The sequence below is a fragment of the Sphingopyxis sp. NJF-3 genome, assembly GCF_053514865.1.
The window spans coordinates 422,185-437,664 of sequence record NZ_CM130726.1 but is presented as its reverse complement, the minus strand read 5'-3'; the positions used below and the strand labels follow the sequence as shown (position 1 = coordinate 437,664).

The 15,480-nt window shown below is 67.9% G+C and carries 14 protein-coding genes, 1 tRNA gene and 1 riboswitch; of the genes, 10 read left to right on the top strand and 5 right to left on the bottom strand.

The features are described 5' to 3' along the window. Positions 1 to 58: 58 nt before the first annotated feature. The 4 genes from ACOTSS_RS01970 (at position 59) to acnA (ending at position 7,299) form a co-directional block, all read left to right on the top strand. Positions 59 to 1,237 carry a GGDEF domain-containing protein gene (locus tag ACOTSS_RS01970; protein ID WP_448689885.1) on the top strand — a complete coding sequence of 393 codons (1,179 nt, stop codon included), beginning with the start codon at positions 59 to 61 and terminating at the stop codon, positions 1,235 to 1,237. Between the two features lie 155 nt (positions 1,238 to 1,392). Next, positions 1,393 to 1,610: riboswitch (cobalamin riboswitch) on the top strand. A 116-nt stretch (positions 1,611 to 1,726) separates the two neighbouring features. Beyond that, a complete protein-coding gene (gene metE / locus ACOTSS_RS01965) occupies positions 1,727 to 4,048 on the top strand; it encodes a 5-methyltetrahydropteroyltriglutamate--homocysteine S-methyltransferase (protein WP_448689884.1) in 2,322 nt (773 codons plus the stop codon). A gap of 19 nt (positions 4,049 to 4,067) precedes the next feature. After that, positions 4,068 to 4,445, top strand: a complete 378-nt coding sequence (locus tag ACOTSS_RS01960) for an acyl-CoA thioesterase (RefSeq protein ID WP_448691277.1) — start codon at positions 4,068 to 4,070, stop codon at positions 4,443 to 4,445. Between the two features lie 178 nt (positions 4,446 to 4,623). Further along, positions 4,624 to 7,299 carry an aconitate hydratase AcnA gene (gene acnA, locus ACOTSS_RS01955; RefSeq protein ID WP_448689883.1) on the top strand — a complete coding sequence of 892 codons (2,676 nt, stop codon included), beginning with the start codon at positions 4,624 to 4,626 and terminating at the stop codon, positions 7,297 to 7,299. A gap of 81 nt (positions 7,300 to 7,380) precedes the next feature. On the opposite strand, the gene ACOTSS_RS01950 is transcribed toward acnA, so the two are convergent. After that, a tRNA-Val gene (locus tag ACOTSS_RS01950) sits at positions 7,381 to 7,456 on the bottom strand. Between the two features lie 54 nt (positions 7,457 to 7,510). After that, positions 7,511 to 8,521, bottom strand: a complete 1,011-nt coding sequence (locus ACOTSS_RS01945; protein WP_448689882.1) for a MarR family transcriptional regulator — start codon at positions 8,519 to 8,521, stop codon at positions 7,511 to 7,513. Between the two features lie 301 nt (positions 8,522 to 8,822). On the opposite strand from ACOTSS_RS01945, the gene ACOTSS_RS01940 reads away from it, so the two are divergent. Genes ACOTSS_RS01940 through ACOTSS_RS01915 form a run of 6 tightly spaced genes read left to right on the top strand, consistent with a single transcriptional unit; the run spans position 8,823 to position 12,481 of the window. Then, a complete protein-coding gene (locus ACOTSS_RS01940; RefSeq protein ID WP_448689881.1) occupies positions 8,823 to 9,347 on the top strand; it encodes a thermonuclease family protein in 525 nt (174 codons plus the stop codon). A gap of 48 nt (positions 9,348 to 9,395) precedes the next feature. Continuing rightward, positions 9,396 to 9,773, top strand: coding sequence for a fluoride efflux transporter CrcB (crcB, locus tag ACOTSS_RS01935; protein ID WP_448689880.1), 378 nt, complete (start codon positions 9,396 to 9,398; stop codon positions 9,771 to 9,773). Next, positions 9,770 to 10,936, top strand: a complete 1,167-nt coding sequence (locus ACOTSS_RS01930; protein ID WP_448689879.1) for an RluA family pseudouridine synthase — start codon at positions 9,770 to 9,772, stop codon at positions 10,934 to 10,936. Before crcB ends, ACOTSS_RS01930 begins: the two co-directional genes overlap by 4 nt. Then, positions 10,936 to 11,556, top strand: a complete 621-nt coding sequence (locus ACOTSS_RS01925) for an FMN-binding negative transcriptional regulator (RefSeq protein ID WP_448689878.1) — start codon at positions 10,936 to 10,938, stop codon at positions 11,554 to 11,556. The genes ACOTSS_RS01930 and ACOTSS_RS01925 overlap by 1 nt, the downstream gene beginning before the upstream one ends. Then, complete coding sequence (locus ACOTSS_RS01920; protein WP_448689877.1) at positions 11,553 to 11,792, top strand: hypothetical protein; 240 nt, start codon at positions 11,553 to 11,555, stop codon at positions 11,790 to 11,792. The genes ACOTSS_RS01925 and ACOTSS_RS01920 overlap by 4 nt, the downstream gene beginning before the upstream one ends. After that, positions 11,789 to 12,481 carry an ATP12 family chaperone protein gene (locus tag ACOTSS_RS01915; RefSeq protein ID WP_448689876.1) on the top strand — a complete coding sequence of 231 codons (693 nt, stop codon included), beginning with the start codon at positions 11,789 to 11,791 and terminating at the stop codon, positions 12,479 to 12,481. Before ACOTSS_RS01920 ends, ACOTSS_RS01915 begins: the two co-directional genes overlap by 4 nt. Positions 12,482 to 12,484: 3 nt before the next feature. Here the strand turns inward: ACOTSS_RS01915 and ACOTSS_RS01910 are convergent, their stop codons facing one another. Genes ACOTSS_RS01910 through ACOTSS_RS01900 form a run of 3 tightly spaced genes read right to left on the bottom strand, consistent with a single transcriptional unit; the run spans position 12,485 to position 15,470 of the window. Further along, positions 12,485 to 13,288 carry a crotonase/enoyl-CoA hydratase family protein gene (locus ACOTSS_RS01910; RefSeq protein ID WP_448689875.1) on the bottom strand — a complete coding sequence of 268 codons (804 nt, stop codon included), beginning with the start codon at positions 13,286 to 13,288 and terminating at the stop codon, positions 12,485 to 12,487. Between the two features lie 41 nt (positions 13,289 to 13,329). After that, complete coding sequence (locus ACOTSS_RS01905) at positions 13,330 to 13,938, bottom strand: DsbA family protein (protein WP_448689874.1); 609 nt, start codon at positions 13,936 to 13,938, stop codon at positions 13,330 to 13,332. After that, the gene (locus tag ACOTSS_RS01900; protein ID WP_448689873.1) at positions 13,938 to 15,470 is read right to left on the bottom strand and encodes an acyl-CoA synthetase; all 1,533 of its coding nucleotides are present in this window, start codon (positions 15,468 to 15,470) and stop codon (positions 13,938 to 13,940) included. The genes ACOTSS_RS01905 and ACOTSS_RS01900 overlap by 1 nt, the downstream gene beginning before the upstream one ends. Between the last annotated feature and the right edge of the window lie 10 nt (positions 15,471 to 15,480).

Sequence of the window (15,480 nt, the reverse complement as noted above, 5' to 3'; positions counted from 1 at the left end):
TAATAAAGCGTTATCCCTAAGGCCCTTAAGGGAAGACCGGGTTACGCAGGACGCCGCCTTGACCGGACAATTCTTCATCTCGCTGCTCAATCCGGGCATCGGCCTCCTGTTCGCCGCCGCCTTCTTCCTCCTGTGGCTGAACCGCCGCGACCAGATCTATGTCGCCTATGCCGCGATCGCCTATCTCGCGTCGGCGCTCGCCTTCCTGATCCAGGACGTCGGCCCGATCCTGCCCTTCGAGCTGCAGCGCATCCCCTCGAACCTCGGCTTTCTCGCCACCGGCACCTTCTTCGCCGCGGCGATCGTCCGGCGCTATGGCCTCCCGGTGCCGTGGCGCGCGATGGCGGCGACCTCCGCGTTGTCGATGGCGGCCTTCCTCTTGTTCCTCCTCGGCCATCCCAGCATCGCTGCGCGCATCTATGCGATCAGCCTCGGCGCCGGGGTCATCGCGCTGATGGTCGTGCGCGCGCTGTGGCCGATCGCAAAGCCCCACCTGATCGACCGCGTCCTCTTCTGGGTCGCGGCGCTGTCGGCGGTCAACCTGATCGTCCGCCCGCTCGTCATCCTCTGGCTCGGCGGCGGCTTCGACAATTACAACGGCTTCCAGCAGTCGGTTTATTGGACGACGGTGCAGTTCAGCCAGGCGATGGTGTCGGTGCTCGCGGCGATCGCGCTGATGGTCGCGGTCGCGATCGACCTTCTCGCCGAACTGCGTGTGCAGGCGGAGGGCGACCCGCTGTCGGGCCTCCTCAACCGCCGCGGGTTCGAGGCGGCGGCGGGCGCCGCGCTCCGCCGCGCCCACGACGAACGGCGGCCCGCCGCGCTGCTGGTCGCCGACCTCGACCAGTTCAAGGCGATCAACGACACCCACGGCCACGCGGTCGGCGACGCGATCATCGCCGCCTTCGGCGCGCACGTCGGGCAGATCGGCCCCGCCGGCATGGTCGCGGGGCGCATCGGCGGCGAGGAATTCGCGCTGCTCCTCCCCGGCGCGGGGATAGAGGCGGCGCGCCGGCTCGCCGAGGCGATCCGCACCGGCCTCGCCCCCGCCTGCGAGGGCCGCATCCCCGCGGCGCTCACCCCGACGGTCAGCATCGGCCTGGCCGCTGGCGTGCCCGGCGAGGGCCTCTCGCGGCTGATGCGCCAAGCCGACCAGGCGCTCTACGAGGCGAAGCGCGCCGGCCGCGACCGCATCCGCGCCTTCAGCCCCGCGCCCGTCCCGCGCGCAATTGCCTGACCGACCCGCGCGCCGGCCGCCAGTCTGCCAGCACGCCCGGCCATCCGCGTCTCCCAGATCATTTTGGAACCCATTGGATGATAGGGATAAAGGCCTCTCGGTACATGTATATAAAGATTTCTTTATATGTTCATTGACAAACAGGCCGCGGACCCTATCCTGAAAGCTGTCGAGGTTCTTCGCGTCGCTGCGGCGGCGGGAAGCTAAGACGGGAAGCCGGTGCGCCCCGAAAGGGGCAAGGCCGGCGCTGCCCCCGCAACTGTAAGCGGCGAGCGGCGGTCATCACGCGTCACTGGTTCGGCAAGGAACCGGGAAGGCCCGACCGCCGCATGGACCCGCGAGCCAGGAGACCTGCCTCGCCAGATAACGTCCTCCGGCGGGGTGTCCGGTCAGGCCGCATGCATGGCTGCGCCCGACCTTGCCTTGCGGGCGTCGACCCCGTGCGTTCGCGTCTACCCGGCGCCTTGCTCCTTGCAAGGTGCTTATATCATGACTGTCAGTGTCGCCACTCTCGGCTTTCCCCGTATCGGCCTTCGCCGCGAGCTCAAATTCGCTCTTGAAAGCTATTGGGCGGGCAAATCGTCGCGCGCCGAACTGCTGTCCGCCGCCGCGGGGCTGCGCGCGCTGAACTGGGGGCGGCAAAAGGCGCTCGGCGCCGACATCCTGCCCTCGAACGACTTCTCGCTCTACGACCACGTCCTCGATACCTCGGCGCTGATCGGCGCGATCCCGCCGCGCTATGACTGGGCGGGCGAAAGCGTCGATCCCGATCTCTATTTCGCGATGGCGCGCGGCGCGCGAGCTGACACGGCCCGGGCCGGCTGCGGCCATGCCCATGATACGACCGCGATGGAAATGACCAAATGGTTCGACACCAACTATCATTTCCTCGTCCCCGAACTCGCGGCCGGCCAGACCTTCCGCATCGCCTCGACCAAGATTTTCGACGAATTTTCCGAGGCCAGGGCGCTCGGCTACCCGACACGTCCCGTTCTCCTCGGCCCCGTTTCCTTTCTGATGCTGGCCAAGGGCAAGGCGGTCGAGCCGCTCGCGCTGCTGCCGGCGCTGCTCGAAACCTATTCCGAAATCCTCGCGCGGCTCGCGGCGCTCGGCGCCGACTGGGTACAGATCGACGAGCCCTGCCTCGTCCTCGACCTGACCGCTGACCAGCGCACCGCCTTCGAGCGCGCCTACGCCCGCCTCGCGACGCGCGGTCCGAAACTGATGCTCACCACCTATTTCGGCGGCCTCGGCGACAATCTCGATCTTGTCGCCGAACTCCCCGTCCACGGCCTCCACCTCGACCTCGTCCGCGCGCCCGACCAGCTCGAGCCAGCGCTCGCCAGGCTCCAGCCGCACGTGCTCCTCTCGCTCGGCGTGATCGACGGCCGCAACATCTGGCGCGCCAACCTTCCCGATCTCTATTGGCGTCTCAAGGAACTGGCGGCGAAGCGCGACATCATCCTCGCGCCTTCCTGTTCGCTGATCCACGTCCCCGTCGACCTTGCGCTCGAAACCTCGCTCGATCCCGAGATCGCGCAGTGGCTCAGCTTCGCCGCCCAGAAGGTAGAGGAGCTCGCCGCGCTCGCGAAAGCCCTGAACGAAGGCGAGGATGCGAGCTTCGCCGCCTTCGCCGCCTCGCGCATCGCCGCGGTCGCGCGTCGGACCTCACCGAAAATCCACGACCCGGCCGTGGTCGCCCGCCTCGCCGCGCTCGACGCGCGCGCGACCAGCCGCACCTCGCCCTTCGCCGCCCGCCGCGAGGCCCAGCAAAAGCGCCTCGCCCTCCCCGCCTGGCCGACCACCACGATCGGCAGCTTCCCGCAGACCCCCGAGGTCCGCAAGGCGCGCGCCGCGTATATCAGGGGGGAAATCGACGATGCCGCCTATGACCGCTATCTGAAGGTCGAAACCCGCGCCGCGGTGAAATGGCAGGAAGAGATCGGTCTCGACGTCCTCGTCCACGGCGAGTTCGAGCGCAACGACATGGTGCAATATTTCGGCGAACAGCTCGCGGGTTTCGCCTTCACCCGCGCCGGCTGGGTGCAAAGCTATGGCTCGCGCTGCGTTCGCCCGCCGGTCCTCTATGGCGATGTCTCGCGCCCGAAGGCGATGACGGTCGACTGGTGGCGCTATGCCCAGGATCAAACCGATCGCCCGATGAAGGGCATGCTCACCGGCCCCGTCACCATCCTCAACTGGTCCTTCGTGCGGGACGACCAGCCGCGCGAGACGAGCTGCCGCCAGATCGCGCTGGCGATCCGCGACGAGGTACAGGATCTGGAGGCCGCCGGCGCCGCGATCGTCCAGATCGACGAGGCGGCGCTGCGCGAGGGCCTGCCCCTGCGCCGCTCCGAATGGCAGTCTTACTTGGGCTGGGCGGTCGAATGCTTCCGCATCGCCTCCTCCGCCGTTCGCGACGACACGCAGATTCACACGCATATGTGCTATTCGGAATTCAACGACATCATCCGCGCGATCGGCGACATGGACGCCGACGTCATCTCGATCGAGACCGCACGGTCGCAGATGGAGCTGCTCGACGCCTTCGCCTCTTATGCCTATCCGAACGCGGTCGGCCCGGGCGTCTATGACATTCACAGCCCCCGCATCCCCGCGGAGCGCGAGATGACCGACCTCCTGACCCTCGCCTGCAAGCACATCTCGCCCGAGCAGATCTGGGTGAACCCCGACTGCGGGCTCAAGACGCGCAAGTGGGACGAGGTGCGCCCCGCGCTGATCGCGATGGTCGCCGCCGCGAAATCGATGCGCGCCCGCACGCTGGTGAAGGAGGCCTATCTTGCAAGATAAGATCGCGCCGCCCGACCGGATGCCCGGCACCCAACCGGCGGTGCGCGTCACCGCCATGCCTGCCAACGCCAATGTCTATGGCGATATTTTCGGGGGCTGGCTGATGGCGCAGATGGACCTTGCCGCCTCCTCGGTCGCGTCGCTCCACGCGCGCGGCCGCGCGGTGACGATTTCGGTGGAGGGCATGACCTTCCACCGTCCCGTCTTCGTCGGCGACGAGGTTTCGGTCTTCGGCCGCCTCATCAAGGTCGGCCGCACCTCGATGCATGTCGAGGTCGAGACCTGGGCGCGCGAGCGGCATGCGGAGGAAGCGTACAAGGTGACGCAGGCGGTCTTCATTTTCGTCGCGGTCGGGCCCGACAGGCGGCCGCGCGCCGTCAGGACGCTGGAGGATTGAATCCGGCCGCCGAAAATCGGGGCGTGCGCCGAATGCGCACGCCCCACCCCTTGCATTTCCCGCCCTCCGGCGTAAGGCGGCGCCGACATAAACCCGCGCGCGCGACTCCCCGCGGCCCCGCTCTCCTGACCGGGCCTCGGGCCGTCATTCCCCGCCGCGCCCGAAGAGGGAACTGCACATGACCACCACCGGCCACGACACGCTTGGAACCCGCTCGACGCTCGACGTCGGGGGCAAGACCTACGCCTATTATTCGCTCGACAAGGCCGCAGCGAAGCTGGGCGACGTGTCGCGGCTGCCGTTCAGCATGAAGGTGCTGCTCGAAAATCTGCTGCGCTTCGAGGATGGCGGCTTCACCGTGTCGACCGATGACGTCCAGGCGATCGTCGACTGGCAGTCGAACCCGGTGTCGACCCGCGAGATCCAGTATCGCCCGGCGCGCGTGCTGCTCCAGGATTTCACCGGCGTTCCCTGCGTCGTCGACTTGGCCGCGATGCGCGACGCGATCGCGACGCTCGGCGGCGACACGTCGAAGATCAACCCGCTCGTCCCCGTCCACCTCGTCATCGACCATAGCGTGATGGTCGACGAATTCGGCCACCCCAAGGCGTTCGAGCAGAATGTCGAGATCGAATATTATCGCAACGGCGAGCGCTACGACTTCCTGAAATGGGGATCGAAGAGCCTGTCGAACTTCAAGGCCGTGCCCCCGGGCACCGGCATCTGCCACCAGGTCAATCTCGAACATATCGCGCAGGCGGTGTGGTCGAGCGATGACGGCGCGGGCGAAACCGTCGCCTATCCCGACACCTGCGTCGGCACCGACAGCCACACGACGATGATCAACGGGCTCGGCGTGCTCGGCTGGGGCGTCGGCGGGATCGAGGCCGAGGCCGCGATGCTCGGCCAGCCCGTCTCGATGCTGATTCCCGAGGTCGTCGGCTTCAAGCTGACGGGCAAGCTCAAGGAAGGCGTCACCGCGACCGACCTCGTGCTCACCGCGACGCAGATGCTGCGCGCCAAGGGCGTCGTCGGGCGTTTCGTCGAATATTTCGGGCCGGGCCTCGCCTCGCTCAGCCTCGCCGACCGCGCGACGCTCGCCAATATGGCGCCCGAATATGGCGCGACCTGCGGCTTCTTCGGCATCGACGACAAGACGCTCGATTACATGCGCCTGACCGGCCGCAGCGAAGAGAATATCGCGCTGGTCGAGGCCTATGCGAAAAAGCAGGGCCTGTGGCTGTCGGCCGACATGCCCGACCCGGTCTTCACCGATACGCTCGAGCTCGACATGGCGACGGTGGTGCCCAGCCTCGCGGGACCGAAGCGCCCGCAGGACAAGGTGGTCCTCACCGAAGTCGACGACGTGTTCAACGCGGACCTCAAGACGCTCTACGGCAAGAGCGGGCCGAAGCGCGTCGCGGTCGAGGGCAAGGCCCACGACATCGGCGACGGCGACGTCGTGATCGCCGCGATCACCAGCTGCACCAACACCTCGAACCCCGGCGTCATGGTCGCCGCGGGCCTCGTCGCGAAGAAGGCGAACGAGAAGGGGCTGAAGCCCAAGCCGTGGGTCAAGACCAGCCTCGCGCCAGGGTCGCAGGTGGTCACCGACTATCTCGCCAAGGCGGGGCTGCAGACGCATCTCGACGCGGTCGGCTACAATCTCGTCGGCTATGGCTGCACGACCTGCATCGGCAATTCGGGGCCGCTCGCCGAGCCGATTTCGGCCGCGATCAACGGCAACGACATCGTCGCCGCCTCGGTCCTCTCGGGCAACCGCAACTTCGAAGGCCGCGTATCGCCCGACGTGCGCGCCAACTTCCTCGCCTCGCCGCCGCTCGTCGTCGCCTATGCGCTGAAGGGCACGGTGACCGAGGATTTCACCACCACCCCGATCGGGCAGGATCAGGACGGCCAGGACGTGTTCCTCGCCGACATCTGGCCGACCAACCAGGAAGTCGCCGACGCGATCGCGGGCGCGGTCGACCGCGACATGTTCGAGGCGCGCTACGCGCACGTCTATCAGGGCGACGCGCACTGGCAGAGGATCGAGGTCGAGGGCAGCGACACCTATCAGTGGCGCGCGGGCTCCACTTACGTGGCGAACCCGCCCTATTTCGAGGGCATGGAGATGACCCCCGCGCCGGTGTCGGACATCGTCGGCGCGAAGCCGCTCGCGATCCTCGGCGACAGCATCACCACCGACCACATCAGCCCCGCGGGCAGCATCAAGGCGGACAGCCCGGCCGGAAAATGGCTTATGGAACATCAGGTTAGCAAGGCCGACTTCAACAGCTACGGCGCCCGCCGCGGCCACCACGAAGTCATGATGCGCGGCACCTTCGCCAACATCCGCATCAAGAATGAAATGGTCCCCGGCATCGAAGGCGGCATGTCGCGCTACGGCGCCGAGGTCATGCCGATCTACGACGCCGCGATGCGCCACAAGGCCGACGGCACCCCGCTGGTCGTCATCGCCGGCAAGGAATATGGCACCGGCTCGTCGCGCGACTGGGCGGCGAAGGGCACCAATTTGCTCGGCGTCCGCGCGGTGATCGTCGAGAGCTTCGAGCGCATCCACCGCTCGAACCTCGTCGGCATGGGCGTGCTGCCGCTGCAGTTCCAGGACGGCCAGACGCGCGAGACGCTGGGCCTGACCGGCGACGATGTCTTCACCATCACCGGCGTCGCTGACCTCAAGCCGCGCCAGACGGTGACGGTGAACGTGACGCGCCCCGACGGCTCGACCTTCGCCTTCGACACGCTCTGCCGCATCGATACGGCGAACGAGGTCGAATATTATATGAACGGCGGCATCCTCCACTATGTGCTGAGGAAGCTCGCGGCCTGATCGCGGCCGACGAAAGAATGCCAAAACGCCCGTCCCCGTGTGGGGCGGGCGTTTTCATATCCGGCGGCGGGCATGAGGATATGGTGGGCGATGACAGGCTCGAACTGCCGACATCCTCGGTGTAAACGAGGCGCTCTACCAACTGAGCTAATCGCCCCCATTGCGGGAAGGGCGCGCCCTGCCACAGAGCGCGCTCGCTGGCAAGCCGGCCCTATTCCTCGAGCGCCTCGAAATAGCGCGCCATCGCGTCGAACGCGCCCTCGGCGAGCGCGATGAAGATGCGGCGGCCGTCGTCGGGGTCGGCTTCGCGCAGGAACAGCCCGGCGTCGGTCATCGTCTTGATCCAGCGCAGCGCGGTTGTCGCGGGGACCGCGGCGGCGATGCACAGGCTCGACACCGACACCGGCTGGCGCTCGAGCCGCGCGGCGTAGAGGTCGAGCAGCATGTCCCACGCCGGGTCGGCGAACAGGTCGGCGGGGAAATATTGCTCGCGCATCCGCCGCTGACGCAGCATCCGCCGCACCCCCTTGGCGCGTTGCCGGTCGATCGTCCGCTCTTCAGGCAGGAAGCTGCGCGGCGTCGCGGCATAGTCGCGCGGCGGCGAGCGTAGCTGCCCCGGATAGTCACCAGCCGCCTCGCCGTGCGCAGCATAGGGTTTCGGCGTTCCCGGCAGGCCGCGCGGAGCCGTGAGATCGCCGAGCAGGCGCGCGATCCGCGCAACCTCTTCCTGCAGCCGGTCGATCCGCTCCATCGTGTCGTCGCGCGCCATGTCGTTGACGGCCATCAACCGCGGCGACTGGAGCGCCGCAACCGCCATCAGCCGGTCGGCGCTATCGGCTTCGACGAGCCATTCGGTACGCACCGAAGGAGGAATCGCCGCAGCCACGCGATCGAGCGCCGCGAGCGAGGTTTCGCACATCAGGCGGCCGCCGCGCGCGGCCAGCGCCTCGCCCAGTTCGGCCAGCACCGCGTCGTCGAGCCGCTCGGCGCCGCGGAGCCAGACGATGTCCGGCGATATCGTGTCACGGACATGGCCGGCAGCGCGCGCAGGCGCCACCGGCCCCGTCACGCGGAGCCGTGCCGCCACCGCCGGTTCGGGCGCCGCATCGCAGCCGTCGGCCACGAGCAGCACCGACATCGGCCGTTCCGGCGAGGACGCCCCCTGCCACACCGGGCGTTCCTGATCGGCCAGCATCGCCACGCTCCGCATCACATGTTCCATTGTGCCGCCCTTCCTTCCCCGCCTGTCCGTCCTGGTGTCCTTATGTCGCCACTACGGTGATATTCACCTTTTGTTCGTTCGCTTTTGCCGCCAATCCGGACCCAGCATCGTCGCTGCATGAGTCGGCGCCTGTCCTTTGGATCGGGATTGGTCCATTTTGGACATGTTTTGTTCTCGCCGTCAATCCCCCTCCGCGCATCTCCCCGCTCTTGCCAAGCGCTACGGCCGCGCGCAGGGCCGCGCCATGCCCTTCGCGCCCTCTTCGCTGACCGTTCTGCGCTGGAAGCGACGACTCCGATCCTTGGTCGCGCTGTTGCTGCTCGCCGGCATGGCGGCCGTGCTATGGGTCTGGCTTCCGGCCTCCACAACGACGCTGCCCCTCGTCCACGTCATCGACGGCGACAGCCTGACCGTCCGGCAGGCGGACGCGGCGCTGACGATCCGCTTGACCGGGCTCGACGCGGTCGAATACCGCCAGGATTGCGCACGCGCCGACGGGAGCCGCTGGCCGTGCGGGCATGAAGCGCGAACCGCGCTCGAACGGCTCGCGGGGCGCGGTCCGCTGCATTGCGAGCTCGCGGCGCGCGACATCTATCATCGCACGCTCGCCTCGTGCCGTACCGCGCCTTTCCCCGACGGCGTCGACCTCGCCGCCGAAATGATCCGCGCGGGATGGGCCGTCGCAACCGAAGACGGCTATGCGGTCGAGGAAGCCGAAGCGCAGGCGAGGCGGCGTGGAATCTGGCAGGGCGGCTTCACGCGCCCCGCCGACTGGCGCGCGGCGCACGAGCGTCCGGCGCCCGCGATGACGGCCCCCGATACATAGCAATGCGGCCGCTTTGCCTGAGCCGCTTTTGCGGCTAGGGCGGAGCCCATGAACGGCCTTTTCCCTGTCATGGTCGGCGGCGCGATCGGCGCCGGCGCCCGCCACCTCGTCGGCCAGGTGATGCTGGCGCGGCTCGGCCCCGGCTTTCCCTGGTGGACGCTGTCGATCAACATCGCGGGAAGCCTGCTGATGGGCCTGCTCGTCGGCTGGCTCGCGCGGAGCGGCGGCAGCGACACGACGCGCCTTTTCCTCGGCGTCGGCATTCTCGGCGGCTTCACGACCTTTTCCTCGTTCAGCCTCGAATTCTGGCTGCTGTTCGAACGCGGCGCTATCGCGCAGGCGGTCGCCTATGTGCTGTCGTCGGTCGTCGTCGGCATCGTGGCCTGCGGCCTCGGCATGCTGCTTATCCGGCAGCTTCCGGCATGAGCGCGCCCGAAACCGATCGCGACGGCGCCGTCGTCGCCGAAGAGGATGACGGCATCCGCCTCGACCGCTGGTTCAAGCGCCACCGGCCGGGTACGCCGCACGCGCTGATCGCGCGCTGGGCGCGGTCGGGCGAGCTGACCCTCGATGGCCGCAAAGCCGATGTGTCCGACCGTATCGAGGTAGGGCAACGCATCGCCATGCCCGTTCCCCCCGCAGCCCCGGCGGCGCGCCCGGCGCGCAAGGGGCGCCCGCTGACCGATGCCGACGTCGCGCTCGCCACGTCGATGGTAATCCACCGCGACGCGAGCGCGCTGGTGCTTGACAAGCCACCGGGCCTCGCAACGCAGGGCGGCACCAAGACCGACAGCCATGTCGACGGCCTGCTCGATGCGCTTCAGTTCGACGCGCCGGTGCGGCCGAAGCTCGTCCACCGGCTCGACAAGGACACGTCGGGCGCGCTGCTCGTCGCGCGCACCCCGCGCGCCGCGGCCTGGTTCGCCAAGGCCTTCTCCAATCGAAGCGCGCGCAAGACCTATTGGGCGATCGTCGTCGGCGTTCCCGACATCGCGCAGGGAGAGATCGACCTGCCGCTCGCCAAGCAGCCGGGGTCGGGGGGCGAGAAGATGCACGTCGATGACAAGGGGCTGGCGTCCAAGACGCGCTACCGGATCATCGAGCGCGCCGGGAACAGCGCGGCGTGGGTCGAACTCCAGCCGCTGACCGGACGCACCCACCAGCTTCGCGTCCATATGGCGGCGATCGGCCACCCGATCGTCGGCGACGGCAAATATGGCGGCAAGGGCGCCTTCCTGACCGGCACGATCAGCCGCAAGCTCCATCTGCACAGCCGCCGGCTGCGCATCGACCATCCCGATGGCGGCGCGATCGACATTTCGGCGCCGGTTCCCGAGCATTTCGCCGCCAGCCTCGACGCGCTCGGCTTCGACCCGCTGCTGGGTGACGTGCTCGCCGAAGAAACGCCGAAGCCTTCGGCCAAGACCGTGCAGAAGGCAAAGGCCAAGGCCCACGCCAAGCAGGTGCGCAAGGCACGCCGCGGCGAAAGGCGCGGCCGGGCCGAAGCCAAGGTTCAGCCCAAGGGACCGCCGAAGCGCGGGGCCGCAAAGCCGGGGAGCCGCAAGCCGGGTCCCAAAAAGCCGCGCTGATGCACCCCAATCCCGCTTTCCGTCCGAAGCAGGACGATCTTGCCGCCTTGCTCGTGCGCGAAATCGGTTTTGCCGCGATCTTCGCGAGCACGCCCGATGGTCCGCGGGTCGCCCATGCGCCGGTGATCCTCGGCGAGAATGCGACGACGCTGCAATTCCATCTCGCGCGCGGCAACGGGCTGACCAGGCATTTGGAGGGCGCGGTGGCGCTGGCGGTCGTACAGGGCCCCGATGCCTATGTCAGCGCGAACTGGTACGCGGACCGGGCGACGGCGGTGCCGACCTGGAATTATGTCGCGGTCGAAATGGAAGGGATGACGCGCAAGCTTGGCGATGCCGAATTGGCCGCCCAGCTCGACGCGCTGTCCGCGCTGCACGAGGCGCGGATCGGAGAAAACCCGCCCTGGACGCGGGACAAGATGGACCAGGCCTATTTCGCCAAGCTGACCGGAGCGCTTACCGGCTTCGAGATGCGGATCACCGCCTGGCGCCCGACGATCAAGCTGTCGCAGAACAAAGACGAAGACCGAGAGCGCATCGCCGACGGGATCGAGCGGACGGGCCATGGCGCGCTCGCCCATTTGATGCGTCAGCTCGGCGGCGTTAGGGAGGGGGCATGATGACCCCGGCCAACGACGCTCTCGCCAAAAGGCGCTTCTTCGCGCTCAACGCCATCCGCATCACGGGTGCGATCTTCACGCTCGCGGGCTTCGTCCTGATCCGCGGCGGCTGGACGCTCGCCGGGCCGCCTGCCGACCGTTGGATCGGGGTCGCGGTGGTCCTGATCGGCCTGTTCGACTTCGCGGTGATGCCGAAGATCCTCGCGCGCCGCTGGAAGTCGCCTGGGCCGCGATGAAGCGTTTCTGGAAGAAGAGCGAAGCCGCCCCGCAGGATGGCGGCTGGGGCATCACGCTCGATGGACGTCCCGTGCGCACCCCGACACGCGCGCCGCTCGTCGTCGCGAACCCGGCGCTCGCGGAAGCGATCGCCGCCGAATGGGCCGCGCAGGGCGAGACCCTCGACCCCGCGTCGATGCCGCTGACCGGCCTCGCCAACGCCGCGATCGACCTCGCGAGCCCCGACCCCGCCGCCTTCGCGGCGCCGGTCGCCGCCTATGCGGAGAGCGACCTTCTCTGTTACCGCGACGCGCGCGACGCCGCGCTGCAGACCGAGCAGGCGGCGACGTGGAATCCGCTGCTCGCCTGGGCGGAGGGGCGGCACGGCATCGAATTCACCCTCGCGCAAGGGGTCATCCCGGTCGACCAGCCCGCGGCGACCATCGCGGCGTTGCGTGGCGCGGTGCTGGACCTCGACCCCTTTCGCCTCGCCGCGCTCACACCGCTCGTCACGATCGGCGGCTCGCTGGTCGCTGGGCTCGCGCTGATCGAAGGCGCGTTCGGCGCCGCAGAGCTATGGGGGGCGGTCAACCTCGACGAGCTGTATCAGGAACGCCGCTGGGGCGCCGACAGCGAAGCGCAAAAGGCGCGCGCGCGGCGCGAGGCCGACTGGCACAATGCGGCACGGTTTTTGAGTCTTCTCGATTGACCGTCAATCGACGAAATTCGGTTTTCTTTTCTCCATCCCGGCCATCACTGCCTCCATCTGATTGGGGGTGCGGATGACCTTCACCTGCTCGTCGCTTTCGGCCTGAAGAATGTCCGCATCGCTCGCGTCGGCGAGCATGTTGCACAAGCGCTTCGCGCCGCGGATCGCGTGCGGATTCTTGTTCGCGATCACTTCGGCCAGTTCCATCGCCTTCGCCAGCGGATCGTCGGAGACATGCGTCGCGAAGCCCAGCGCCTTCGCCTCCGACCCGTTGAATTCGCGATTGGTATAGATCATCTCGCGCAGCACATCGTCGGCGACCTGCGTCCGCCACAGCGCCATGCCCGCGACGTCGGGGACGAGGCCCCAGCGCATCTCCATGATCGCGATCCGCGTGTCGGGGTGGACGATCCGGATGTCGGCGGCCGCCATGATCTGGCTGCCCGCGCCAAAGGCGACGCCGTGCACCGCCGCGATCACCGGCACCGGTAGCTCGCGCCAGCCCCAGGCGGCATATTGGGCATTGTTCGATATCCCCCGCGTGCGGTCGGAGAGCGTGCCCCCCGCGCTGCTCGCCCCCGGATCGCGCTCGGCGCTGAGGCTCGACAGGTCGAGCCCGGCGCAGAAGGCGCGCCCCTCGCCCGACAGCACCACGACGCGCAGACCCTGCCGGGCCTTGAGGTCGTCGATCGCCTCGGCGAGCGCCGACCACATTGCGGCGTCGAGTGCGTTCATCTTGTCGGCGCGGATCAGCCGGACGTCGGCGATCCCGCCGCCCAGCATGGTGATGGAAATGCGGTCCTTCATGGGAGAGTCCTTCGCGGTCAGCGTTGCGTTCAACGTGGCGTTCAACGTTTCAGGGCCGCTTCGACGAGCGGCAGTTGGTCGTTACCGAAATACATGTCCTCGCCGTCGACGAAGATGGTCGGCGAGCCATAGCCGCCGCGCGCGACCACTTCCTCGGTATTCGCGCGCAGCCGCGCCTTGACCGCATCGCTGCCGGATGCCGCGCGGATCGCTGGCCCGTCGAGCCCCTCGGCGGCGGCAACGGCTTCGAGCACGTCGGGATCGTCGAGATTTTCCTGCCGGTCGAAATAGCTCGCGAAGGCGGCGCGCGCGAAACGGACCAGCGCCGGCTGATCGTCCTCGAGCGCGGCGGCGAAGCGCATCGCGGCCACGCTCTTGGCCGGGTGCCATTGCGAGGGGAAATTCATCGGCACGTCGGCGAGCCGCGCCCAGTCCTTCAGCACCTTCCAGCCATGCTGCATCCGCCGGCTGTCGGCCTGCTCGCGCGCCGCGTAAACCGCCGGGTTCACCGCATTGAACACGCCGCCGACCAGGATCGGGCGGTGGCGCGCGCTCGCGCCGGTGCGCGCGAGCACCGCCGGCAGATTATGGAAGGCGAGGCAGGTCCACGGGCTCGACAGATCGAAGAAGAATTCGACGCGGGTTCCCATCACGCCTTTTCCTTCGCCTGCTCCCAATAGCGGTCGCGCAGCAGCCGCTTGTAGAGCTTGCCCGTGTCGTGGCGCGGCAATGCTTCCATGAAGTCGATCCGCCGCGGGATCTTCACCCCCGACAGTTTCTCGCGCGCATAGGCGCCCAGCTCCTCGCGGAAGGCGTCGGTCGCGTCGGCCATGTCGGCGGGCTGGACCACCGCGATCACCTCTTCGCCCATTTCCTCGTGCGGCCCGCCGACGACCGCGACATCGGCGACCTTCGGATGGGTGACGAGGTGGTTCTCGATTTCCTGCGGATAGATGTTCACCCCGCCCGAAATGATCATGAAGCTCTTGCGGTCGGTGAGGTAGAGGAAGCCGTCCGCGTCGAGCTTGCCCACGTCCCCCAGAGTCGACCAGCCCTTCGCGTTGCGGCTGGAGGCGGTCTTTTCGGGATCGTCATGATATTCGAAAACGCTTTCGCTTTCGAAGAAAACCGCCCCCTCCTCCCCGACGGGCACCTCGGTCTCATTATCCTCGCCGACGATATGAACGACGCCGTTGATCGCGCGGCCGACCGTGCCCTTGTGCGCGAGCCAGTCCTGGCTGGTCGCGAAGGTCATGCCATTGCCCTCCGACCCCGCATAATATTCGAGCAGCACCGGCCCCCACCAGTCGATCATCGCCTGCTTGACCGGGATCGGGCAGGGCGCGGCGGCGTGGATCGCGCTCTTCATCGTCGACACGTCATATTGCGCGCGCACCGCTTCGGGCAGCTTGAGCATGCGGACGAAATGCGTCGGCACGAACTGCGACGCGTTGCAGCGATAATGCTGGATCGCCGCGAGCGCGCCCTCGGGATCGAATTTCTTCATCAGCACCACCGTGCCGCCGAGCCGGTGGATCGTCATCGACCAGCGCAGCGGCGCGGCATGATAAAGCGGCGCGGGCGACAGATAGACGCTGTCGGGCCCGATGCCGAAGGCCGCGGCGGCGAGCATGACGAGGCTGTTCGGCGCGTCGATCGCGGGCTCCTCGGGCAGCGGCACGCGCACCCCCTTGGGGCGACCGGTGGTTCCCGACGAATAGAGCATGTCGACCCCGGCGCGCTCGTCGGCGACGGGCTCGGCGGGCATCTTCGCCAGTTCGTCCTCGATCTTCGGCCAGCCGGCGATATCGCCGCCCATCGAAAAGCGTTCGATCTGCGTCTGGAGTTGGAGCGCCGCGGGGGCGAGGCTCGCCGCGACGACGAGCATCCTCGCGCCCGAATTGTCGAGGATATAATCGGTCTCGTCCTGCGTCAGTCGCGACGAGATGCAGACATAGCGCAGCCCCGCGCGCTGTGCGCCCCATGTCAGGCCATAATAATGCGGCGTGTTGTCGAGCATGAAGGCGACCACATCCTCATGCCCCAGCCCGTGCGCCCGGAACATCTGCGCGGCGCGGTTCGACGCGGCATCGAGTTCGCCATAGCTGATCGTCTCGCCGGTTTCGGCGACGATGATCGCGGGCTTGTCGGGATTGGCGCGGGCATGGACAGAAGGGTGCATCGGCGATCGT